This is a genomic window from Methylocella tundrae, assembly GCF_901905185.1.
Taxonomy (GTDB): Bacteria; Pseudomonadota; Alphaproteobacteria; order Rhizobiales; family Beijerinckiaceae; genus Methylocapsa; species Methylocapsa tundrae.
Genome location: NZ_CABFMQ020000131.1, coordinates 1 through 19,572 on the forward strand (window position 1 = coordinate 1; position 19,572 = coordinate 19,572).

A 19,572-nucleotide genomic window follows, 5' to 3' on the forward strand; every position below is an offset into this window, starting at 1 on the left:
ACAAGATCAAGCACTACCGCGGCGTCGCCACGCGCTACGACAAACGAGCCGACAATTTCCTCGCCGGAGTCAAGCTCGCCTCAATACGCATCTGGTTGCGCCATAATGAGTCGATGACCTAGAGCATATTCCGGTCGGATCGGTTCGATCTGATCGACAGGAATATGCTCAAGCTTTTGAATCTGGAGCGATTTCTGATCGATCGAACGACTCCATTCGATCAAAAAAGAGCAGGCTGCGTTCAGGCGCAATCGCATTCCGCTCTTTAAGCCTTTGCTTTACCGCATGCCGCTGGCCCGAAAAGCCTGCGACTTTCCGGCATCATGCGTTAGCGCCGTTCCGCCGGCTCGCTGCGGGTCGGCGTCGGCAGGCGCGGCGGATTGCCGAGGCGGCGATCGAGATAGATGCCGACTTCCTCGATCAGAGGCTCGACGCAATTTTCGAAGAAATGATTGGCGCCGGGAATCACGGCATGCTCGATCAATATGCCTTTTTGCGTCTTCAGCTTCTCGATGAGTCCGGTGACTTCCTTCAAAGGCGCGACGCGGTCCTGGTCGCCATGCACGAAGAGGCCCGAGGAGGGGCAGGGGGCGAGGAAGGAGAAATCGAAGCGGTTGGCGGGCGGCGCGATCGAAATGAATCCTTCGATCTCCGGCCGGCGCATCAGAAGCTGCATGCCGATCCAGGAGCCGAAGGAGATGCCGGCGATCCAGCAGGCCCGGGCTTCCGGATTGATCGCCTGCGCCCAGTCGAGCGCCGCGGCGGCGTCCGACAATTCCCCCTGGCCGTGATCGAAGCCGCCCTGGCTGCGCCCGACGCCGCGGAAATTGAACCGCAGGACCGCGAAGCCGCGCTCGGCGAAAGCATAATAGAGGTTGTAGACGATCTGATTATTCATCGTCCCGCCGAATTGCGGGTGGGGATGCAGAATAATGGCGATCGGCGCGCCGCGTACGGTCGAGGGGTGAAACCGACCCTCGATGCGGCCGGCCGGACCGTTAAACATTACCTCGGGCATCTTTGCTCCATGATCAGGGTTTGAATTTTTCCGCGGCGAGCGTTTTTACGCCAGAACCCCGCCACGCTTTGGCGCTCCATCAACGCGCGGGACCTTGCGGCATGATCGTTTCCACCACGCCGCCTATTTTTCGTTATCGTCCATGATTTCTCTCAAAAAACGGCGGCGCGGAGGCGCTCGCCTTCCGTGTTCGGCGCGTCATTCGCTGTCCGCAAGCAAACACGCCCTCGTCCGCAAGCAAGCTCGCAGGCGTCCCGCTTCCGGGATCTGGCCGAAGCGGGCGACGATGGGCGCCCGGCTCATCCTTGACTTGCCTCCCGCGCGACCCCTAAATGGAGAGGGCCCTTTTGTCGTCAAAACCAGAGCGCCGCAGATCAACCCCAGACGCTCCTTTGTCTCATGTGAGCCCGAGAAGGGTCCTTCGGGATCCCGAAAAGCGCCCGAGCAGGTTCTTGGCGACCTCGCCAAATGAGGCTCATTTGGCCCCCGAAGGCGAATACTCGCCTTTTTAGCACGTTCGCCCCAAAGGATTGCAAGCACTTTAGGCGAATGAGCGAGAATTTGTCTCTTTAAACAGGATGATGCCGCCGTGCCGCCGCGCGCCTATCTCGACCATAACGCCACGACGCCTTTGCATCCGGCGGCGCTTGAGGCTATGCGCGCGGTCTTGGCGAGGCCTGGCAACGCCTCTTCCGTCCACGCCGAAGGGCGCGCGGCCCGAGCCGCGATCGAGAACGCCCGGCTTGAGCTTGGCGCTTTCGTCAATGCGCCCGCGAAGGCGATCATTTTCACGTCGGGCGGCACGGAAGCGCTCAATCTGGCGCTGACGCCCTCGATCGACGGAGCCGATGGTCCTCGCCCTTTCGACCGGCTGCTCATCGGCGCCGCAGAACATTCTGCCGTTCTGAACGGCCATCGGTTTGCCGCCGATCGCGCCGAGATCGTTGCGCTGGCCGGCGACGGCGCGCTCGACCTTGAGGCGCTGGGCGCCGCGCTCGCGCGCGCCAGGGGGGAGCGCGTCATGCTGGCGCTGCAGGCCGCCAATAATGAGACGGGCGTCATCCAGCCGGTGGCGGCCGCGGCGGAGCTCGTCCATGCCGCCGGCGGATTTGTCCTCTGCGACGCCGTGCAGGCCGCCGGCAAGATCGATTGCGACATGACGCGGCTCGGCGCGGACGCGCTCGTTCTCTCGGCGCATAAATTTGGCGGCCCTCAGGGCGTCGGCGCGCTTTGTTTTGCCTCTCCGGCTTCCCATATAAGGGCGACGATGATTCGCGGCGGCGGTCAGGAGCGCGGGCTCCGCGCGGGCACCGAGAATGTCGCGGCGATCGCCGGAATGGCGGCGGCTTTGCGGGTTTCGGCGGAGCGGTTGCGGCGGCAGAGCGAAGTTTTAGCCTCCTGGCGCGACCGTCTTGAGGCCGAAGTCTCGCGCATCGCCCCCGATGCGGCGTTTTTCGGAGCGGAGCGGGAACGGTTGCCGAATACCTCGTGCTTTGCTGTTCCCGGGATTGAGGCACAGGTTTTGCTGATGTGTCTTGATGTCGAAGGCGTCGCGGTCTCGTCCGGGTCTGCCTGTTCGTCAGGAAAGGTAAAGCGCTCCCACGTCTTGACGGCGATGGGCGTCGCGCCAAACTTGGCGAACGGAGCAATTCGGGTCAGTCTGGGCTGGGATTCGTCTGAGGACGATTGCGCATTGTTCGTCAAGGCGCTCGAAAAGGCGGTTCGCTCTCTCAGGGCGAGGCTGCCGGGAGCGTCAGGTCAAGCAGCGTGACGTTACGCCGCTGACGCGGTTGACGAAGCCCGGACTAGGGTTGAGGTCTGAACCGGCGGTCCTTGAAACCGGCAGGGTGAGGAGAGTGTTATGGCAGCGGTCCAGGAGACCGTCGACCGGGTCAAGTCGGTCGACGTCAGCGAATATAAGTACGGTTTCTTTTCCGACATTGAGTCCGAAAAGGCCCCAAAAGGTCTGAATGAGGACATTGTCAGATTCATCTCGGCGAAAAAGAACGAACCGGAATGGCTGACGGAATGGCGGCTTGAGGCTTTCCGGCGCTGGCTGACCATGCCCGAGCCGCATTGGGCGCGCGTCGACTTTCCGAAGATCGACTATCAGGATCTCTATTATTATTCGGCGCCCAAGACGGCGGCCGGACCGAAATCGCTGGATGAGGTCGATCCCGAACTTCTGAAAGTCTACGCCAAACTCGGCATTCCGCTCGGCGAGCAGGAAATTCTGGCGGGCGTCGCCCCGGAGCGCCGCGTCGCCGTCGACGCCGTGTTCGATTCGGTCTCGGTCGTCACCACCTTCAAGGAAGAGCTGGCGAAAGCCGGCGTGATCTTCTGCCCGATCTCCGAGGCGGTTCACTCCCACCCCGAGCTCGTGAAAAAATATCTCGGCTCGGTCGTGCCGACCACCGACAATTATTACGCGACGCTGAACAGCGCCGTCTTCTCGGACGGATCTTTCGTCTATGTCCCGCCGGGCGTCCGCTGCCCGATGGAGCTCTCGACCTATTTCCGCATCAATGAACAAAACACCGGGCAGTTCGAGCGCACGCTGATCATCGCCGACAAGGGCTCCTATGTGTCCTACCTTGAGGGCTGCACGGCGCCGAAGCGCGATGAAAATCAGCTTCACGCCGCTGTCGTCGAACTCGTGACGCATGAGGACGCCGAGATCAAATATTCGACCGTGCAGAACTGGTATCCGGGCGACGCGGACGGCAAGGGCGGCATCTATAATTTCGTCACCAAGCGCGGCGACTGCCGCGGCGCGCGCTCGAAGATTTCCTGGACGCAGGTCGAGACCGGATCGGCGATCACCTGGAAATATCCGTCCTGCATCCTGCGCGGCGACGAATCGCGCGGCGAGTTCTATTCGATCGCGATTTCGAACGGACGCCAGCAGGTCGATTCCGGCACCAAAATGATCCATCTCGGCAAGAATACGACGAGCCGGGTGATCTCGAAAGGCATCGCGGCGGGGGCGTCGCAAAACACCTATCGCGGCCAGATCTCCTCGCATCGCAAGGCGACGGGAGCGCGCAACTTTACGAATTGCGATTCGCTTCTGATCGGCAATTCCTGCGGCGCGCATACGGTGCCCTATATCGAATCGCGCAATACGAGCACGCAATTCGAACATGAAGCGACGACCTCGAAGATTTCCGACGATCAGCTGTTCTATTGTCAGCAGCGCGGTCTTTCGGCCGAGGAAGCGACGGCGCTGATCGTCAACGGCTTCGTGCGCGACGTCTTGCAGCAGCTTCCGATGGAGTTCGCGGTCGAGGCGCAAAAACTGATCGCGATCTCGCTCGAGGGCAGCGTCGGTTAGCGAAAAAGGCCGGGGCTGACGCCCGGCCTTCGACGGCCCCTCGGGACCTGCTCAGCATCAAATGGCGGCGTCCGCCCGCGCCGCCTCAACAGCCAGGGAGCGCGCCTTTGCCGCGCCTGGCGTCAGCCGAATGAATGCAAGGATTTTAAATCATGCTCGAAGTCAAGAATCTCACTGTTTCGATTGATGGACGGACCATTCTCGACGAACTCAACCTGACGGTCCAGGACGGCGAAGTCGCCGCGATCATGGGTCCGAACGGCACCGGCAAGTCGACGCTCTCCTATGTCATCGCCGGCCGCAAGGATTACACGATCGAATCCGGCGAAGTTCTCCTGAACGGCGTCAATCTCCTTGACCTCGAGCCCGACGTGCGGGCGGCGCATGGCGTTTTCCTCGCCTTCCAATATCCGCTCGAAATCCCGGGCGTCGCGACGATGACATTCCTCAAGGCCGCCCTGAACGCGCAACGCAAGCAGCGCGGCGAGGCGGAGCTGACGACGCCGGAATTCATGAAGCGCGTCAAAGGCGCCGCCGACAAGCTCGAGATCAAGCAGGAGATGCTGAAGCGCGCGCTGAATGTCGGATTTTCGGGCGGCGAGAAGAAGCGCATGGACATTCTGCAGATGGCGCTGCTCGAGCCGAGCTTCGCTATTCTCGATGAGACCGACTCGGGGCTCGACATCGACGCGCTGCGGATCGTCGCGAGCGGCGTCAACGCGCTGCGCTCGCCAAAACGCAGCTTCCTCATCATCACCCATTATCAACGCCTGCTCGACTATATCGTGCCCGACACCGTGCATGTCATGACAAAGGGCAAAATCGTGAAAACGGGCGGCGCGGATCTCGCGGTCGAACTCGAAAAGAGCGGCTATCGCGACTATTCCGTCGAAGAAGCGGCCGCCTGAGAGGAAGCAACGATGAGCGCTCAAATCACTGCCGCGCGCACGTCCGCGGAAACGGCTCTGGCCGAAACCTTCGACGCGGCCGTCTCCAAGCTGCCGGGCGGCGCCGATGTGAAGAAATTGCGCGAGGCGGCGTTCAGCGCATTCTATACGGCGGGCCTTCCGCATCGGCGCATCGAGGCCTGGCATTATACCGATCTGCGCGCTCTGATGCGCGCCGCTTTGCCGCTCGCGGCTCCGCCGAGCGCGGCGGCGATCGCGGCCTTGCGCGACGAACTGTCGAAATCTGCGCCAGCGCAGCGTCTCGTCATCGTTGACGGCGTATTCGTTCCTGAACTCTCCGACCCCCTGCCGGCGGGCGTCTTTGTGCGTTCGCTCGCCGCCGCGCTGAGCGAGGGGCGTCCCGAGATGATCGCTCTCATCGCGTCGCAGGATTTCGGCGGGACTGACACGATCGTCTCGCTCAATGCGGCGCTGATGCAGGATGGCGTCGTCATCGAGGTCGAGCCGGGCGTCGCCCTCGCTGCCCCGATCCGTCTCGTCTATGCGACGGCCTTGAGCGAGCCTTCCGCGCGCTATTCGCGCTCGGCGGTGGTCGTCGGCGCCGGCGCGTCCGTCCACATCGCTGAGGAAAGCCTTGGCGAGGGCGCGCGCACGGGCCAGACCAATGGCTGCCTCATCGTCTCGGTCGCCGATGACGCCAAATTCCAGCATACCGCGATGATGACCGGCATGGCGCCCGCGAGCCTTCGCATCGAAAGCCTCATTGCCCGCATCGGCGCGCGCGCCAAATTCGACAGTTTCGCGCTGATCACCGGCGCCGGCGTCGTCCGCCGCCAGATTTTCGCGCGCTTTGAGGGCGACGGCGCGGAAGGCTCGCTGCGCGGCGTCTCGCTGCTGCGCGGGCGCCAGCACGCCGACACGACTTTGCTGGTCGAACATCTGGCGCCGGGCTGCACCGGCCGCCAGACCTTCAAATATGTTCTCGACGAGGAAGCCACCGGCGTCTTCCAGGGCAAGATCAATGTGGAGAAGGACGCGCAAAAGACCGACGGCCGGATGCTGAGCAAGGCGCTGCTTCTGTCGGACAATGTCGCGATGAACAACAAGCCGGAGCTGGAGATCTTCGCCGACGACGTCGCCTGCGGCCATGGCGCGACCTGCGGCGGCCTCAATGACGACCAGCTGTTCTACCTTCAGGCGCGGGGCCTGCCTTTCGCCGAGGCCGAGGCCCTTCTGCTCGAAGCTTTCGCCGCCGACCTTCTCGACGAGTTCGACGACGAGGAGCTGGCCACGCCATTCCGCGCCGAAATCGCGCGCTGGCTGTCTGCGCGGGGGGAAAAGGCATGAACAAGCATATCGTCGCGCCGGCGCCTTACGACGTCGCCAAAGTGCGCGAAGACTTCCCGATCCTGTCGATGGAGATCTACGGCAAGCCGCTCGTCTATCTCGACAATGGCGCCTCGGCGCAAAAGCCGAAGGCCGTCGTCGATCGGATGGTGCATGCGACCTATCATGAATACGCCAATGTTCATCGCGGGCTGCATTTTCTCGCCAACGCCGCGACGGACGCTTTTGAGGCCGCGCGCGAAAGCGTCAGATCTTTCCTCAATGCGGAGAGCGTGAACGAGATCGTCTTCACGAAATCCGCGACCGAGGCGATCAATCTCGTCGCCGCCTCCTTTGGCGAGGCCTTTATCGGAGCGGGCGATGAAATCGTGCTCTCGATCATGGAGCATCACGCCAATATCGTGCCCTGGCATTTTTTGCGCGAGCGCAAGGGCGCCGTGCTGAAATGGGTCGACGTCGACGATGAGGGCGAGTTCTCGCTCGAGCGTTTCGAGGCGGCCCTGAGCCCCAGGACCAAGATCGTCGCCATCACGCATATGTCGAACGTTCTGGGCACGGTGACGCCGATCAAGGAGATCATCCGCATCGCGCATGAGCGCGGCATTCCGGTTCTCGTCGACGGTTCGCAGGCGGCGGTGCATCTTTCCGTCGACGTGCGCGATCTCGACGCCGATTTTTATGTCGTGACGGGCCATAAGCTCTATGGGCCGACCGGCGTCGGCGCGCTCTACGGCAACGCGAAATGGCTGGAGCAAATGCCGCCCTTCCTCGGCGGCGGCGAGATGATCAAGGAAGTCACCCGCGATCTCGTCACCTATAATGATCCGCCGCATCGCTTCGAGGCCGGCACGCCGCCGATCATCCAGGCGGTGGGGCTTGGGGCCGCTCTCGACTATATGCAGCAGCTCGGGCGCGATCGCATTCATGCGCATGAAACGGCGCTGAGCGAATATGCGCATGAGCGCCTGTCGCAAATGAATTCGCTGCGCATTTTTGGCCGCGCCAAAGGCAAGGGCGCGATCATCTCCTTCGAGATGAAGAACGCCCATGCGCATGATGTCGCGACCATTCTTGACCGCGCCGGCGTCGCGGTGCGCGCCGGAACTCATTGCGCGCAGCCGCTGCTGAGCCGGTTCGGGGTCACATCGACGTGCCGCGCGTCTTTTGCGCTGTACAATACCTTCGATGAGGTCGACAAGCTCGCCGAGGCCTTGACCAAGGCCGAGCGTCTGTTCGCCTGAGGCGTGATCCTGCGAGAGTTGCAGATTTTTGGGATCATGGCAGAAGGGAGCGCGAGTATGATCGGTTTAATCCAGATCGGTCATGCTCAACTGTGAAGGTTTGAAATTTTCGGGCCGCGAACACAAGTTTAAGCGAGCGTCGCCGGCCTTGAACCGGTCCACGCGGAAGGATGAGGAGCCGATCCATGGCCGAATTGCAAGCCGCCGAAACCGCGGACGTCATGCCGAACGAGCCGCAGTGGATATTCGACGGCTCCATTCCGCAACCCGAACGGGCTCGCTTCATCGACGACGCGATCGCGGCCTTCAAGACCGTATTCGATCCTGAGATACCTTGCGACATCTACGAACTGGGGCTGATCTATAAGGTCGAGCTCGAGGCCGAACGCGCGGTCAAGGTTGAAATGACCCTGACGGCGCCGGGCTGTCCCGTGGCGGGCGAACTGGCGCGCATGGTCGAGACCGCGGTCGGCTCCGTCAACGGAACGCTCAGCGCGAAAGTCGACGTCGTTTTCGATCCGCCCTGGGATCAGAGCCGCATGTCGGACGAGGCCCGCGTCGCTCTCGACATGTTCTGACGTCCCACAGCCAGGAAAGGCGCCGTCCTGCCGACGAGCGCCCTTTCCTGACGCGGACCGGCTTCCGGACCGCCTGAAAATGCTTACGGGCCGCCCGCAGCCTCAGCTTTTCAGCAAAGGCTCCAAAATCTGGTCGAGTTTTTCAGGCGATATTTCGCCTGTCTGCTTCTGGCCGTTGAAGAAGAACGTCGGCGTTGCGCTCACTCCGAATTTCTCCGAGGCGTGATCGCGTATCTTATTGATCTTATCGTAAAGATCCTGGTTTTTGAGACAGGTCTCGAAGGCTTCCTGGCCCATGCCCGTCTGTTTCACGAGGTTGGCGAGGGATTCCACGGGCTTGTCGGTAAACGCCCAGTTCTTCTGTTGCAAGAACAGCAAATCGACGATGGCGTTGCGCTTGTCGTCGCCGGCGCAGCGGGCGAGCATGAAGCCTGCCGTGGCGAGCGGGTCCAGCGGAAACTCGCGCAGAATGAAGCGCACCTTGCCGGTGTCGATATATTTGCTTTTCAAGGTTGGAAATGTCTCGGCGTAAAACGCCGCGCAATGGGAGCAGGTCATCGAGGCGTATTCGACGATCGTGACGGGCGCGTCGCTCTTGCCGAGAGCCAGATCCGGCAAGGCCTCGCTAGCCATGAGTTGATCGACCGGCACGCTGGAGCCTTGGGCGAATGCCGGGGAGCCCCCTGCAAGTCCAAGGAGGAGGGCGGCGGCGGCGATCCGGAAAAGGACGCGGCGGCTCTGAACGGCCGGGCTTTTGGTTAGCGTCTGCATGGGTTTCGATCCATCCGGAGGGCGAGAATTATCTCTAATGGTTTGTTTTATCGCGTTCTTTTCACGTAAGCGGCGACTTTTTGGTTTGCGGGCGTTTCTGATTGATAGCGGTGCGTCTGATTGAAGGCGCAGGCAAAACGATCATGGCGTAGCTGAAAAGCGGCATCAAGGCGTAGGAACCCCACTAATCGCCGCCGCTCAGCGACGAGCGGGTTAGCACACAGGCCCCGAGCCGCGTCAAGGCCTTGCGGAGCGCTTCGTCGGGGATATTTCCCACAGCCGCTTCGGCGGCCTTCACGATCGCGAGAGCGGGAGGCGTGCGAGGCGGTCGCGCAGGCGCGCGCCTTTCGAGCGGACCTTGCTTCAGGAGCAGCCGGTCGACGCAACGCCAGCCAAGATGCGCGTTGACGCGCTCGATGACGGCGCCGGCGCGATGTTGCAGCTCCAGCGCAAAGCCCGTTTCGACGCGCACAATGAGCGAGGCCGGAGAAGATCCGCCCGCCGTCCCGCGCGGGCGCGGCGGCCATTGCAGCTTGATCGGCTGCGACATCGCGGCGAGGCGCTCGCCGACGATCTCGTCCCAAAACAAAATAACGTCGGATTGCCCGAATCCTCGCCGCGCCAACGTCGGATCGATGATGGGTCCGACAAGGTCGGCGAGCGGTCTTGACCAGGGATCTTTGGGACGGAACGCTCGCATGGCTTTTTCTAGCGCTTTTACGGCTCAGCGGCAAAATATTGCGCCGGCCGGGCGGGATATCCCGAATGGGCGTCGAACACGAAAGCGATCTTCCTTTTCCAGCGCATGATCCTATCGCAACGGCCGCGGCTCAGCCGGTCTTCTCGGGCGCCCCGCCGTGCAGCGCCTCGGCGCGCCGGCGGATTTCATCGATGGAAACATCCTCGATGTGGCTTGCGATCCACCAGCGATGCCCGAACGGGTCCTCGAATTTGCCGCCCCGGTCACCGTAGAACTGGTTGGCCACCGGGCGCAGCACTTTCAGCCCCTCGTCCTCGGCGCGCCGGGTAAAGCCGTCGACATCCGCGACATAGAGATGGATCAGCACCGGCGTGCCGCCGATGGTCTGCGGCGACAGCGCCTCGTAATCGGGAAACTCGTCGGACAGCATGATGCAGGCGTCGCCGATTTCGAGTTCGGCGTGGCCGACGCAGCCTTCATGCTCGATGCGAACCCTTTCGACGGCGCCGAAGGCGCGCTTGTAAAAATCTATGGCGGCGCCGGCGGCGCGCACGCTGAGATAGGGCGTCGCGCCTTGCCGTCCCACGGGAACGGGGCTTACCTTCAAAGGCGACGGCTCATTCATCACTTTGCTCCCCCGCAATGATGTCATGGCTTTTCGCGGGGAAGGAGAGCGGCTAAACGAGGCGCATGTATGACGTTTCGTCTAATACTTCCCACGCCAGCGCGCTGCTCGTCTGGTATGATCGGCATCGCCGCGTGCTGCCCTGGCGCGCCGCCCCCGGCGAGCCGAGCGATCCTTACGCGGTCTGGCTCTCCGAGATCATGCTGCAGCAGACGACGGTCACGGCGGTGAAGCCCTATTTCGCGGCTTTTCTCAAGCGCTGGCCCGACGTCGCGGCGCTGGCGGCGGCGCCCGTTGACGAGGTGATGCGGCAATGGGCCGGTCTTGGCTATTATTCGCGGGCGCGCAACCTTCACGCCTGCGCGCTTGCGATCGCCCAGCGGTTTGGCGGGCGCTTCCCGGACGATGAGGCGGCGCTGCGCGCGCTGCCGGGACTTGGGCCCTATACGGCGGCGGCGATCGCGGCGATCGCCTTCGGGCGGCGCGCCGTGGTGGTCGATGGCAATGTCGAGCGCGTCGTCGCGCGGCTCTTCGCCATCGAGACGCCGACGCCGGCGGCAAAGCCGCTCATTCGGGAAAGGGCCGCCGCGATCACGCCGGACCATCGCGCCGGCGATTACGCGCAGGCGATGATGGATCTTGGCGCGACGATCTGCACGCCAAAGCAGCCCGCTTGCGCGATCTGCCCGCTCTCGCAGGCTTGCGGGGGCAAAGCCCTTGGCGATCCGGCGCGCTTTCCGGTCAGAATGCCCAAAACCGTCCGTCCGCGGCGGCGCGGCGCGGCATTCTATGTCACGCGCGCGGATGGCGCGGTTCTGGTGCGCACGCGTCCGCCGAAGGGCCTGCTCGGAGGGATGACGGAAATTCCGGGAACGCCCTGGAGCGGTGATTTCATCGAAGGATCTGCGCTGGATCTGGCGCCGATCAAGGCCCGCTACCGCAAGCTCGACGGCTGCGTCGAGCATGTATTCACGCATTTTGCCTTGCAGCTTTCTGTTTATGTGGGCGAAGTTGAGACGGCAAGCGCGGCGCCCGAGGGTTGCCGCTGGACGCCCGCGGAAAGGCTCGACGGGGAGGCTCTGCCGAGCCTCATGCGCAAAGTCGTCGAGGCCGCGCGCGGCGCGACTGAAGTCTAAAGTTTCGGGCTCATGGATGAGATCATGCGTCAATACAACATGAATGGGATGAGTTGAGCATGGCCACGCGACGCGGGGGGCCGCGGATCACCCTGACGGAAGGCGCGATCCGCATTTTGTGGACCGACAAGGTTTTGACGATCCTGCCGGCGGCGCAACCGCCGGATTCCGAGGAGGCGGTCGATTTCGTCATCGACATGGACCAGATCATGACCTGGGATCCGCCGCATCAGAGCGTCGAAATCGGCGTTGAGGAATTGCAGATCATCATGCAGGCTATTGAAGCCGATCTCGAAAAACTCGGGCTCGTCGTCGCCTTCGAATAGGGCATGATCGACACGATCATTCAAATGATCATGCCCCAGCATCGGGCGCCGGGAGTTTTGCCATGTCTCGCGTCGCAGGCGGGTTTGAAGCGGGCTCCTTCAATCAGTCGCCGCGCTTCGAGGATATTGATCTCTTTGGCGCCGACGTCGCGCTTCGCGAGGCGGTTTTGCGCGCTGGCGTCGACCCCGATTGCTCGGGGCTCGCAGCCTTCGGCAAGGATTTCGGCTCGGCCGGGACGATCGAACTCGGCCGCCTCGCCAATGAGAATCCGCCGCGCCTTCGCATTGTCGAACCGGATGGCGAGCGCGCCGACAGAATCGAGTTTCATCCGGCCTATCATGCATTGATGCAAAAAAGCATGGCGGCGGGGCTGCATGGTTCGGCCTCCGAGGCGGGCGCCACGCGCGTCACCGAACGCGCCGCGCGCCTTTATATGGCGACGCAGATCGAAGCCGGGCATATCTGCCCCCTGACCATGACCAATGCGGCGGCAGCGGCGCTCAGAGCCTCGTCATCGCTCCTGTCGGCATGGCTGCCGCATATTCTGTCGCGCGACTACGACGGCGCGATGAAGCCGTGGTTCGAGAAAAAGGCCGCGACGATCGGCATGGGCATGACGGAGCGCCAGTCCGGCACGGATGTGCGCGCGACGATTACCGAGGCCAAAGCCTGTAACGGACATTATGAGATTTCCGGCCATAAATGGTTCATGTCGGCGCCGATGTCCGACGCCTTTCTCGTGCTGGCGCAGGCGCCGGGCGGCCTCACCTGTTTCCTCGCGCCGCGCTTTCGTCCGGACGGCGCCGTCAACGGGCTGAGGCTCCAGCGCCTCAAGGACAAGCTCGGCAACCGCTCCAACGCATCCGCTGAGGTCGAATTCATCGGCGCCTATGCCGAGCGCGTCGGCGAGGAAGGCGCGGGCGTGCGGACCATCATCAATATGGTGCAATGGACGCGGCTCGACTGCACCGTCGCCGCCGCGGGCCAGATGCGCTTCGGCCTTGCTCAGGCGGGCCATCATGCGCGCCATCGGACAGTGTTTCAGCGCCGGCTCATGGATCAGCCGGCGATGCGCGCCGTGCTGGCCGATCTCGCTCTTGAGAGCGAAGCCAATGTCGCGCTCGCCTTTCGCCTCGCGGGCGCCTATGAGCGCGCGGCGGCGCATCCGGCGGAGGCGGCCTACGCCCGGCTGATGACGCCGGCGGCGAAATATCTCGTCACGAAATCAGCGCCGTCCTTCATCTATGAGACGCTCGAATGCCTTGGCGGCAATGGCTATGTCGAGGATTTTCCGATGGCGCGTCTTTATCGCGAGGCGCCGCTCAACGCCATCTGGGAGGGGTCCGGCTCCGTCATGGCGCTCGACATTCTGCGCGCCATGCGAAAGGACCGCGAGGCGACGGCGGGCGTGATCGACGCTCTGGCGGCGGCGTGCGGCGCTCCGGGCAAAACGGCCGCCGCAGCAATCAAGCAGCTTGCCGCCAGCGCGGAGGCCGAAAGCCGCGCGCGGATGATCGCAGAAAGGCTGGCGCGGCTCGGCGCGCTCGCCGCGCTTCATGAAACGAACGGCGTTTTCGCCGAGGCCTATGCGGCGACGCGCCTCGCGGGCGAACCGCGCGGCACCTGGGGCGCCTGCGACCTTGGGGCGGCGGAAGGCGTCGCCCTGTCGCGCCTGCTGGCGGAGTAGCAGCTATCGTCTTGAGGTAGGGTCTGGCCGTTTAGACCGGACACGTTGCCTCGCCGGCCAAGGCCCGCGCGGCCAAGCCTTTCGTGTTTTCATTGTTGTCGCCGGCGGCGCATTTAAATGCAGCCACCCTTGGTTATCCAGAAGGCCAGGTAGCCTATGTATCTTCGTCATCTCGAGAGTTGAAGATCTCAGGTGCAAGGAGATATGAAAATGAAAAGGGCTAAAATCGGCCTTGTCGCCCTCGCTTTTGCGTCCGTAATATCAGTGGTCGGAGCAAAAGAGCTTTATGTCGACAAGCTCAGCAAAGCGTCGATAATTTATGAAATGAGAGAGACTGGCCGCTCTGTCGTCTCGACTGGCCATTCGGCGCGCGACGTTGGCATCGTCAATGAAACCCGCCTCGGCGCCGGCCTGAATTCGCCTGAACGCCCGACGGACCTCGCGAACTGATGACGCCGGCGGCCATTGAGAAGCCACGCATCCGATGCTAACGGCTAACTCCGGCTCGGGTAAATGCCCGTCAGCGATATGCACTGGATCAGGCCGGCGCCCTGCGTCAGAGTGAGAACAGGCTTAGCCAGCGGCAGGGCGAACGTCGTTCTTCCGTCGCCCCCAAATGTTGTGCCGAGGAGGGAAAAGAGCGCCTGGTATTGGTTGATCGGAAGCAGCTGCCCGTTCAGCGGAGCCCAGTTAACAGGGCAGAAATTGTAAGGAAAAGTGTCAATCTCGCCCAAAAAGGGATTGCCGCCCGCCAACGCCGAACCGGCGCTGACGCAGATTGCTACGGCGGCTGCAGCGAAACAAAGAATGCGCATCTTGGCCTCCGCGAAATCACGCCTGGCGATGACTCAGCACAACAGCATGTCAGGCGCCATCGTAGACGGCATAAATCGGAAGCGTGCAATCTGGAAACGTGATCGAGAATTGCACGACGAGCTGCTTAGCCGTCGCATTATAGGTTTCGCTATAGTTCGAGAACGGCGGGTCCTTGACATTTGCCGGCAGGGTAGGGGTCTGCTTGAAATGAATATTGCCGCTCGTCGGCGAGGCGAATGTCATGGTCGCCTGGCCGCCCAAATCAAACGACGATTGATCGACGATCTCGGCAAATGAAATGACGGCCTTGAGGCTGGAGCCATTTCTTTGAAAGGTCGAAAAGCCTCTATTCAGATAGCAGCGCGCTCCAAAACCAACCGCGCCGATTGCCTCTCTTGTCTGCCCCGCGATCAGGACGTCCGGAGGGGTTTGAGCTTGGGCGAGGGATGGAAGCAGGGTTGCAAGGGCAATGGCGACGACGCCGGGCAAGCCGCGCATAAGGGTCCTCCCGCGCCAAGATCGCAAAGACCAAACAGCGCAATGTTTAAGTGGCGCTTGGGCGCGCGAACCCAACTGGCGCTTCTGAAATCCTTATATGTCAAAAAGGAGGACTGAGGAATCGTTTTCTGCCATGGTCGGCTCCGGCGGCGGAGCCGGCGCGATCGCCGCCCGTCCATGGTTCTTGCCGCGCAAGCGGTGCGGCGAACGCATGAATCCCATGAGAACCAGACGCTTGGGACGCCGTCGGACCTTGCGGAAGCGCGCCGATTTGCCCAAAAGAGACAAGTCGCCGCAAGGAGTGGTTCAAAATGGCAACGCGCACGCCGCAAGAGATTTTCCAACATCACGCAGAGACGCTCATCGCCGGGGATCTCGAGGGCGTCGTCTCCGACTATAGCGAGGACGCCGTGATCCTTTCGCCTGATGGAGTGAAGAGGGGCAAGGCGGGGGTTCGGGAAACATTCATCAAACTGCTCGCCGATCTGCCGAAAGCGGACTGGGAGGTGCCGACCGTTCTCTTTGAGGGCGACGCGCTCTTTCTGGAATGGAAAGCGCGCTCCGAAGCGACCTACGCCGATGACGGCGTCGACACCTTTGTGTTTCGCGACGGCCAAATTCGCCTTCAAACGGTGCGCTACACGCTGAAGAAGACGCAAGGCTGAACGAAGGGTTTCAACGCACGACCGCTTCGGCGTGATCGCGCCGAAGCGGTCCTCGCTAAAATGGCAAGCTCACGCTTCGGCCTCGCGCAGATTTTTCCGCGCGACGGTGCGCAGCAAATCAATCGGCTCCCGTTTTCCGCTTTGCGACACATAATGCCAGAAGGTCCAGCCGTTGCAGGCGGGCAGCCCCTGGGTGAGGGCGCCGATCTTGTGGATCGACCCGACGACGGCGCCGATCGCGACGGTTCCATCGGCTCGCACGATTGCGCGATGGCGCTGCTTCTCGTCCGTCAGTTCGGCGCCTGGCGCGATCAGGCCCGCCTCGACGATCGCGGAGAAAGCAACGCGAGGCTCGGAACGTTTGCTCGGCGTCGCGGCGATCGCCTCATGCGGCAAGGGCTCGACGGCCGCGATGCGCTTGCGCGCGGCGGCGGCATAAATCTCCTCGCGCTCGATGCCGACGAAATGACGCCCGAGCCTTTTCGCCGCCGCGCCGGTTGTGCCCGAGCCGAAGAACGGGTCGAGCACGACGTCTCCGGCGTTGGTGGCGGCGAGCAGAATGCGGGCGAGCAAGGCTTCCGGCTTTTGTGTCGGATGGGTCTTGTGGCCCGACTCGTCCTTCAGCCGCTCATGGCCGGTGCAGATCGGAAACAGCCAGTCGGAGCGCAGCTGGCAATCCTCATTGCCGGCTTTCAGCAGCTCGTAATTAAAACGATAATTTTTCGCGCCCGCGCCCTTGGCCGCCCAGATCAGCGTCTCATGGGCGTTGGTGAAGCGCCGGCCGCGGAAATTCGGCATCGGATTGGTTTTGCGCCAGACGATGTCGTTCAAGATCCAGTAGCCCTGATCCTGCAGCAGCGACCCGACGCGGAAAATATTGTGATAGGAGCCGATGACGAAGATCGTCGCATCCGGCTTCATGACGCGCCGCACGGCCTCGAGCCAGGACCTGGTGAAGGCGTCATAATGGGAAAAGCTGGCGAATTTATCCCAATCATCGTCGACCGCGTCGACGATGCTCTGGTCGGGCCGCGACAGGGTTGATTCGAGCTGAAGATTATAGGGCGGATCGGCGAAGACGAGATCGACGGAGGCGGCGGGCAGCCGCGCCAGCTCCTCGATGCAGTCGCCTATGAGGATCTGATTGAGGGGAAGCGGCTCGCCGACAACCGCCGGAAAGCGCGCTCGCGAGCGCGGCGCCTGACTCTCAGCACGCAGAACCTTGATCTGAGATTGGGCGCCGTCTGCGAGCGCTGCCGCTCCGGCGGATGCTGGACGCATGATTAAAAACCGCTACGCTACTGACGTAGTTTTTTTACCCTTGTGTCAGTGAAGGGCGCGTTACGCAGCGTCAGCGTGGTCTGTCCCGTTTTCGGACGCTGAAGGCGATAGGTTTGGGCCGCCGGGGCCAATCGAAAAGTCCTTTCGCAGCGCGATAAAAAAGCTTGCCCAATCATCGGCGCGCGATAAAGTCTATTAAATCTATAGACTAAAATAAGGAAGCGCGCGTTGCCCTCCCTCACTCTTCCCCGACGCTCAATGATTGCGTTTTCGCCCTTCTGGCCGCGATGGCTTAGCCCTCAGCAGCGCCAGGACTGCGCGTTCGGAGAGAAGGCGCGCGGGTCGCGGAGGAAAACATTCGCGTCCGCTTTCGCGCGAACGGCCGTCTTTCCGCTGCTATTCTTGGCCGGCGCTTTGTTTGCGCCTGCGGCGCACGCGCAATATTTCGCGCTCGGAAAGGGCGCTTATCCGCTCGAATTCTACGACATTGATTTCAGCTATCTCGCCGATCCCGCCAACAGGACCGGCCAACTCGACGCCTTGCACTACATTCCGGTTGGAATCGGTTCTGAAGCCTATCTCTCCCTTGGCGGCGAGTTCCGCCAGCAGTTCTGGTCATGGAACAATGCGGGGCACGGTCTTCGCGCGCCGCTTCAAAATACTTATGATCTCGAAAGGATCGTCGGGGACATCTATTTCCATTTCGATCGGCATCTGGCCGTTTTTCTTCAGCTTGCCCGTTATGACGCCTTCAATAGGATCAGCCCCAGTACGACGGACCAGGACCGAGGACGCATCCAGCAGGGCTTCATCGAGCTGAAGGAGCCGGTCGGCCCCGCCGACGTCACGGCGCGCCTCGGCCGGCAGGAGATATTCCTTGGGTCAGGGCGCTTTGTCTGGATCAACGACAGCTCCAACGTCCGCACCACCCAGGACGGCGTCCGCTTGCGTGCTCGATTTCCCAACGAGGCTACACTCGATCTTGCCGTCGCGAGGCCCGTCACATCGGTGCTCGACGCCTTCTCGGACTGGGACACCCATTCGGGCGTGTTCGGCGCGGCCTACGCCAGCCAGGTCTTGCTTCCGAATCAACTTCATCTGGACGAGTATTATTTTTATCGGCGAAACATCGGCGCCCAATATGTCGGGCTTGCCGGCAATGAAGATCGCCACACTGTTGGCGGCCGGGTCTGGGGCGCATTCGGACCGCTGCTCTATGACGGCGATTTCGCTTATCAGTTCGGGACGTTCAACAATAAAGCGATCTCGGCCTTCGGCGCCTCGACGCGCGTGCTCTATTCTTTTGAAAGCCTGCCCTGGAACCCTGGCCTGCAACTGCAAACCAGCTATTTCAGCGGCGGGGGCGGCCCCAACAGCAAGACCATCGGCACGTTCAGCGCCCCATTTCCCCGCCCGACGATGCTCAATTACGCGGGTCTCGAGACGCTCGAAAACCTGATCGAGGTCTACCCGGCGTTCATCGTCAGTCCGACGCCGACCTTCGCCTTCAGATTTGGGCCGGAGATATTGTGGCGCGCCTCAAGATATGACGCCGTTTATGTTTCGAGAGCTACGCCGCTTCCAAAGACCATGACGCCGACGGACACAGCGGCCTATATCGGCACGAATCTCGTCGCGACCGCCCAATGGAGACTCGCTCCGAACATTATCCTTTTTGGCGAATATCTGCATGAGCTCGCCGGCCCGGCCATCACTCTGGCGGGCGGTCATGGCGCGGATGTCGGCGTGGTCCAAATCGACTTCAATTTCTAATCCGCGCGCGGCTCCGGAGCCGCGCGGAACGGGCTGAAACTCATGCGGTGAAACGGGCAGGGGCCATGCGCCTCGATCGCCGCGAGATGGGCGGGCGTCGCATAGCCGGCGTGCCGGCTGAAGCCGTAGACGGGGTGGACGGCGCAGAGCCGGCGCATCAGCCGGTCGCGCGTGACCTTGGCGACGATGGAGGCGGCGGCGATGGAGAGAATGGCGCCGTCGCCCTTGACGATCGTCTCGGCCTCGCAGCAAAGCCCCGGCGCGAGGTCGTTGCCGTCGATCAGCACATAGCGCGGCGGGCTTGCGAGAGCCGCCAGAGCCCGGCGCATGGCGCGGAACGTCGCCTGACGGATATTGACCGCGTCGATCTCCGCGGCGCTGGAAAAGCCGACCGCGACCGCGAGCGCGCGCGCCATGATCGCTTCATAGAGGCTTTCCCGCTCCTCCGGCGTCAGAAGCTTCGAATCATTGAGGCCGCGCGGAAGATTGTGCGGATCAAGGATCACCGCCGCCGCCGCGACCGGGCCGGCCAATGGCCCGCGCCCCGCCTCGTCAACGCCCGCGACAGGCCAGACATCACGCTTCAGGAGTTTCCGCTCCATGCGGAAATCGGGCTTTTCCATGCCTCAGTCTCTTAAATCGGCTCTTTGACAAAGGCCAGCGCCGGCGCCCCCTCAATCCGTGCGGAAGGCGCGCGGACTTGTTCCGGCGGCTAGCCGCGCTGCCGGAAACAGGCGACTTTTTGAACGCCAGCATATATAGATTTTGGCAAGCGCCAATTCAGGTCGAGCTTGCTTTTGAGCGCAAGACCCAAGGAGAAGCCGGCATCTGGGAGGAAACAATCACGCTGCGGCGTGATCGCTAAAC

The 19,572-nt window shown here is 62.3% G+C and carries 20 protein-coding genes and 1 pseudogene; 13 read left to right on the plus strand and 8 right to left on the minus strand.

What is annotated here, in order from left to right; translation table 11 throughout:
* A pseudogene (locus MPC4_RS18170) lies at positions 1-122 on the plus strand (IS5/IS1182 family transposase); the annotation flags it as partial.
* Positions 123-328: 206 nt separating this feature from the next.
* Here MPC4_RS18170 and MPC4_RS18175 read toward each other — a convergent pair.
* Complete coding sequence (locus MPC4_RS18175; protein WP_174513778.1) at positions 329-1,018, minus strand: alpha/beta hydrolase; 690 nt, start codon at positions 1,016-1,018, stop codon at positions 329-331.
* Between the two features lie 589 nt (positions 1,019-1,607).
* Between MPC4_RS18175 and MPC4_RS18180 the strand changes: the two genes are divergently transcribed.
* From MPC4_RS18180 to MPC4_RS18205, 6 genes are all read left to right on the plus strand, one after another.
* Positions 1,608-2,789, plus strand: a complete 1,182-nt coding sequence (locus tag MPC4_RS18180) for a cysteine desulfurase family protein (protein WP_174513779.1) — start codon at positions 1,608-1,610, stop codon at positions 2,787-2,789.
* Positions 2,790-2,879: 90 nt separating this feature from the next.
* Positions 2,880-4,352 carry a Fe-S cluster assembly protein SufB gene (sufB, locus tag MPC4_RS18185; protein WP_174513780.1) on the plus strand — a complete coding sequence of 491 codons (1,473 nt, stop codon included), beginning with the start codon at positions 2,880-2,882 and terminating at the stop codon, positions 4,350-4,352.
* A 152-nt stretch (positions 4,353-4,504) separates the two neighbouring features.
* Entirely contained in the window at positions 4,505-5,260 is a 756-nt protein-coding gene (sufC, locus tag MPC4_RS18190; protein WP_174513781.1) for a Fe-S cluster assembly ATPase SufC, read from the plus strand.
* 12 nt (positions 5,261-5,272) lie between these two features.
* Positions 5,273-6,607 carry a Fe-S cluster assembly protein SufD gene (gene sufD, locus MPC4_RS18195; protein WP_174513782.1) on the plus strand — a complete coding sequence of 445 codons (1,335 nt, stop codon included), beginning with the start codon at positions 5,273-5,275 and terminating at the stop codon, positions 6,605-6,607.
* Entirely contained in the window at positions 6,604-7,848 is a 1,245-nt protein-coding gene (locus MPC4_RS18200; RefSeq protein ID WP_174513783.1) for a cysteine desulfurase, read from the plus strand. Before sufD ends, MPC4_RS18200 begins: the two co-directional genes overlap by 4 nt.
* A 185-nt stretch (positions 7,849-8,033) precedes the next feature.
* A complete protein-coding gene (locus MPC4_RS18205) occupies positions 8,034-8,426 on the plus strand; it encodes an iron-sulfur cluster assembly protein (RefSeq protein WP_134491151.1) in 393 nt (130 codons plus the stop codon).
* A gap of 102 nt (positions 8,427-8,528) precedes the next feature.
* Here MPC4_RS18205 and MPC4_RS18210 read toward each other — a convergent pair whose 3' ends face one another.
* From MPC4_RS18210 to MPC4_RS18220, 3 genes are all read right to left on the minus strand, one after another.
* The gene (locus tag MPC4_RS18210) at positions 8,529-9,197 is read right to left on the minus strand and encodes a DsbA family protein (RefSeq protein WP_174513784.1); all 669 of its coding nucleotides are present in this window, start codon (positions 9,195-9,197) and stop codon (positions 8,529-8,531) included.
* Between the two features lie 184 nt (positions 9,198-9,381).
* Positions 9,382-9,897, minus strand: a complete 516-nt coding sequence (locus tag MPC4_RS18215) for a DUF721 domain-containing protein (protein ID WP_174513785.1) — start codon at positions 9,895-9,897, stop codon at positions 9,382-9,384.
* A gap of 130 nt (positions 9,898-10,027) precedes the next feature.
* Complete coding sequence (locus MPC4_RS18220) at positions 10,028-10,522, minus strand: VOC family protein (RefSeq protein ID WP_174513786.1); 495 nt, start codon at positions 10,520-10,522, stop codon at positions 10,028-10,030.
* 65 nt (positions 10,523-10,587) lie between these two features.
* Between MPC4_RS18220 and mutY the strand changes: the two genes are divergently transcribed.
* From mutY to MPC4_RS18240, 4 genes are all read left to right on the plus strand, one after another.
* Positions 10,588-11,658, plus strand: coding sequence for an A/G-specific adenine glycosylase (mutY, locus tag MPC4_RS18225; protein WP_174513787.1), 1,071 nt, complete (start codon positions 10,588-10,590; stop codon positions 11,656-11,658).
* Positions 11,659-11,717: 59 nt separating this feature from the next.
* Positions 11,718-11,984, plus strand: coding sequence for an Imm74 family immunity protein (locus MPC4_RS18230; protein WP_174513788.1), 267 nt, complete (start codon positions 11,718-11,720; stop codon positions 11,982-11,984).
* Between the two features lie 62 nt (positions 11,985-12,046).
* Positions 12,047-13,672, plus strand: a complete 1,626-nt coding sequence (locus MPC4_RS18235; RefSeq protein ID WP_174513789.1) for an acyl-CoA dehydrogenase family protein — start codon at positions 12,047-12,049, stop codon at positions 13,670-13,672.
* A gap of 210 nt (positions 13,673-13,882) precedes the next feature.
* Positions 13,883-14,122 (plus strand): hypothetical protein, encoded by a 240-nt coding sequence (locus MPC4_RS18240; protein ID WP_174513790.1) that lies wholly within the window; start codon positions 13,883-13,885, stop codon positions 14,120-14,122.
* 44 nt (positions 14,123-14,166) lie between these two features.
* Here MPC4_RS18240 and MPC4_RS21815 read toward each other — a convergent pair whose 3' ends face one another.
* On the minus strand, positions 14,167-14,487 hold the full coding sequence (locus MPC4_RS21815; protein WP_174513791.1) for a phage tail protein: 321 nt from the start codon (positions 14,485-14,487) through the stop codon (positions 14,167-14,169).
* 49 nt (positions 14,488-14,536) lie between these two features.
* The gene (locus tag MPC4_RS18250; RefSeq protein WP_174513792.1) at positions 14,537-14,986 is read right to left on the minus strand and encodes a hypothetical protein; all 450 of its coding nucleotides are present in this window, start codon (positions 14,984-14,986) and stop codon (positions 14,537-14,539) included.
* A 311-nt stretch (positions 14,987-15,297) separates the two neighbouring features.
* Between MPC4_RS18250 and MPC4_RS18255 the strand changes: the two genes are divergently transcribed.
* On the plus strand, positions 15,298-15,651 hold the full coding sequence (locus tag MPC4_RS18255) for a nuclear transport factor 2 family protein (protein ID WP_174513793.1): 354 nt from the start codon (positions 15,298-15,300) through the stop codon (positions 15,649-15,651).
* Between the two features lie 69 nt (positions 15,652-15,720).
* Here the strand turns inward: MPC4_RS18255 and MPC4_RS18260 are convergent, their stop codons facing one another.
* Positions 15,721-16,932 (minus strand): site-specific DNA-methyltransferase, encoded by a 1,212-nt coding sequence (locus MPC4_RS18260; protein WP_174513794.1) that lies wholly within the window; start codon positions 16,930-16,932, stop codon positions 15,721-15,723.
* Positions 16,933-17,334: 402 nt separating this feature from the next.
* Here MPC4_RS18260 and MPC4_RS18265 point away from each other — a divergent pair, with 402 nt between their 5' ends.
* A complete protein-coding gene (locus MPC4_RS18265) occupies positions 17,335-18,705 on the plus strand; it encodes an alginate export family protein (protein ID WP_174513795.1) in 1,371 nt (456 codons plus the stop codon).
* Here the strand turns inward: MPC4_RS18265 and MPC4_RS18270 are convergent.
* Entirely contained in the window at positions 18,702-19,328 is a 627-nt protein-coding gene (locus tag MPC4_RS18270; RefSeq protein WP_174513796.1) for a ribonuclease HII, read from the minus strand. The two genes, MPC4_RS18265 and MPC4_RS18270, sit on opposite strands and share 4 nt — an antisense overlap.
* Between the last annotated feature and the right edge of the window lie 244 nt (positions 19,329-19,572).

Excerpts from the sequence above, each read along its gene's own strand:
- MPC4_RS18205 (WP_134491151.1), top strand. The coding sequence starts at position 8,034 with ATGGCCGAATTGCAAGCCGCCGAAACCGCGGACGTCATGCCGAACGAG.
- MPC4_RS18230 (WP_174513788.1), top strand. The coding sequence starts at position 11,718 with ATGGCCACGCGACGCGGGGGGCCGCGGATCACCCTGACGGAAGGCGCG.
- sufB (WP_174513780.1), top strand. The coding sequence starts at position 2,880 with ATGGCAGCGGTCCAGGAGACCGTCGACCGGGTCAAGTCGGTCGACGTC.
- MPC4_RS18260 (WP_174513794.1), bottom strand. The coding sequence starts at position 16,932 with ATGCGTCCAGCATCCGCCGGAGCGGCAGCGCTCGCAGACGGCGCCCAA.
- MPC4_RS21815 (WP_174513791.1), bottom strand. The coding sequence starts at position 14,487 with ATGCGCATTCTTTGTTTCGCTGCAGCCGCCGTAGCAATCTGCGTCAGC.
- MPC4_RS18250 (WP_174513792.1), bottom strand. The coding sequence starts at position 14,986 with ATGCGCGGCTTGCCCGGCGTCGTCGCCATTGCCCTTGCAACCCTGCTT.
- MPC4_RS18175 (WP_174513778.1), bottom strand. The coding sequence starts at position 1,018 with ATGCCCGAGGTAATGTTTAACGGTCCGGCCGGCCGCATCGAGGGTCGG.
- MPC4_RS18220 (WP_174513786.1), bottom strand. The coding sequence starts at position 10,522 with ATGAATGAGCCGTCGCCTTTGAAGGTAAGCCCCGTTCCCGTGGGACGG.
- MPC4_RS18200 (WP_174513783.1), top strand. The coding sequence starts at position 6,604 with ATGAACAAGCATATCGTCGCGCCGGCGCCTTACGACGTCGCCAAAGTG.
- sufC (WP_174513781.1), top strand. The coding sequence starts at position 4,505 with ATGCTCGAAGTCAAGAATCTCACTGTTTCGATTGATGGACGGACCATT.
- MPC4_RS18270 (WP_174513796.1), bottom strand. The coding sequence starts at position 19,328 with ATGGAAAAGCCCGATTTCCGCATGGAGCGGAAACTCCTGAAGCGTGAT.
- sufD (WP_174513782.1), top strand. The coding sequence starts at position 5,273 with ATGAGCGCTCAAATCACTGCCGCGCGCACGTCCGCGGAAACGGCTCTG.
- mutY (WP_174513787.1), top strand. The coding sequence starts at position 10,588 with ATGTATGACGTTTCGTCTAATACTTCCCACGCCAGCGCGCTGCTCGTC.
- MPC4_RS18235 (WP_174513789.1), top strand. The coding sequence starts at position 12,047 with ATGTCTCGCGTCGCAGGCGGGTTTGAAGCGGGCTCCTTCAATCAGTCG.
- MPC4_RS18240 (WP_174513790.1), top strand. The coding sequence starts at position 13,883 with ATGAAAAGGGCTAAAATCGGCCTTGTCGCCCTCGCTTTTGCGTCCGTA.
- MPC4_RS18255 (WP_174513793.1), top strand. The coding sequence starts at position 15,298 with ATGGCAACGCGCACGCCGCAAGAGATTTTCCAACATCACGCAGAGACG.
- MPC4_RS18210 (WP_174513784.1), bottom strand. The coding sequence starts at position 9,197 with ATGCAGACGCTAACCAAAAGCCCGGCCGTTCAGAGCCGCCGCGTCCTT.
- MPC4_RS18215 (WP_174513785.1), bottom strand. The coding sequence starts at position 9,897 with ATGCGAGCGTTCCGTCCCAAAGATCCCTGGTCAAGACCGCTCGCCGAC.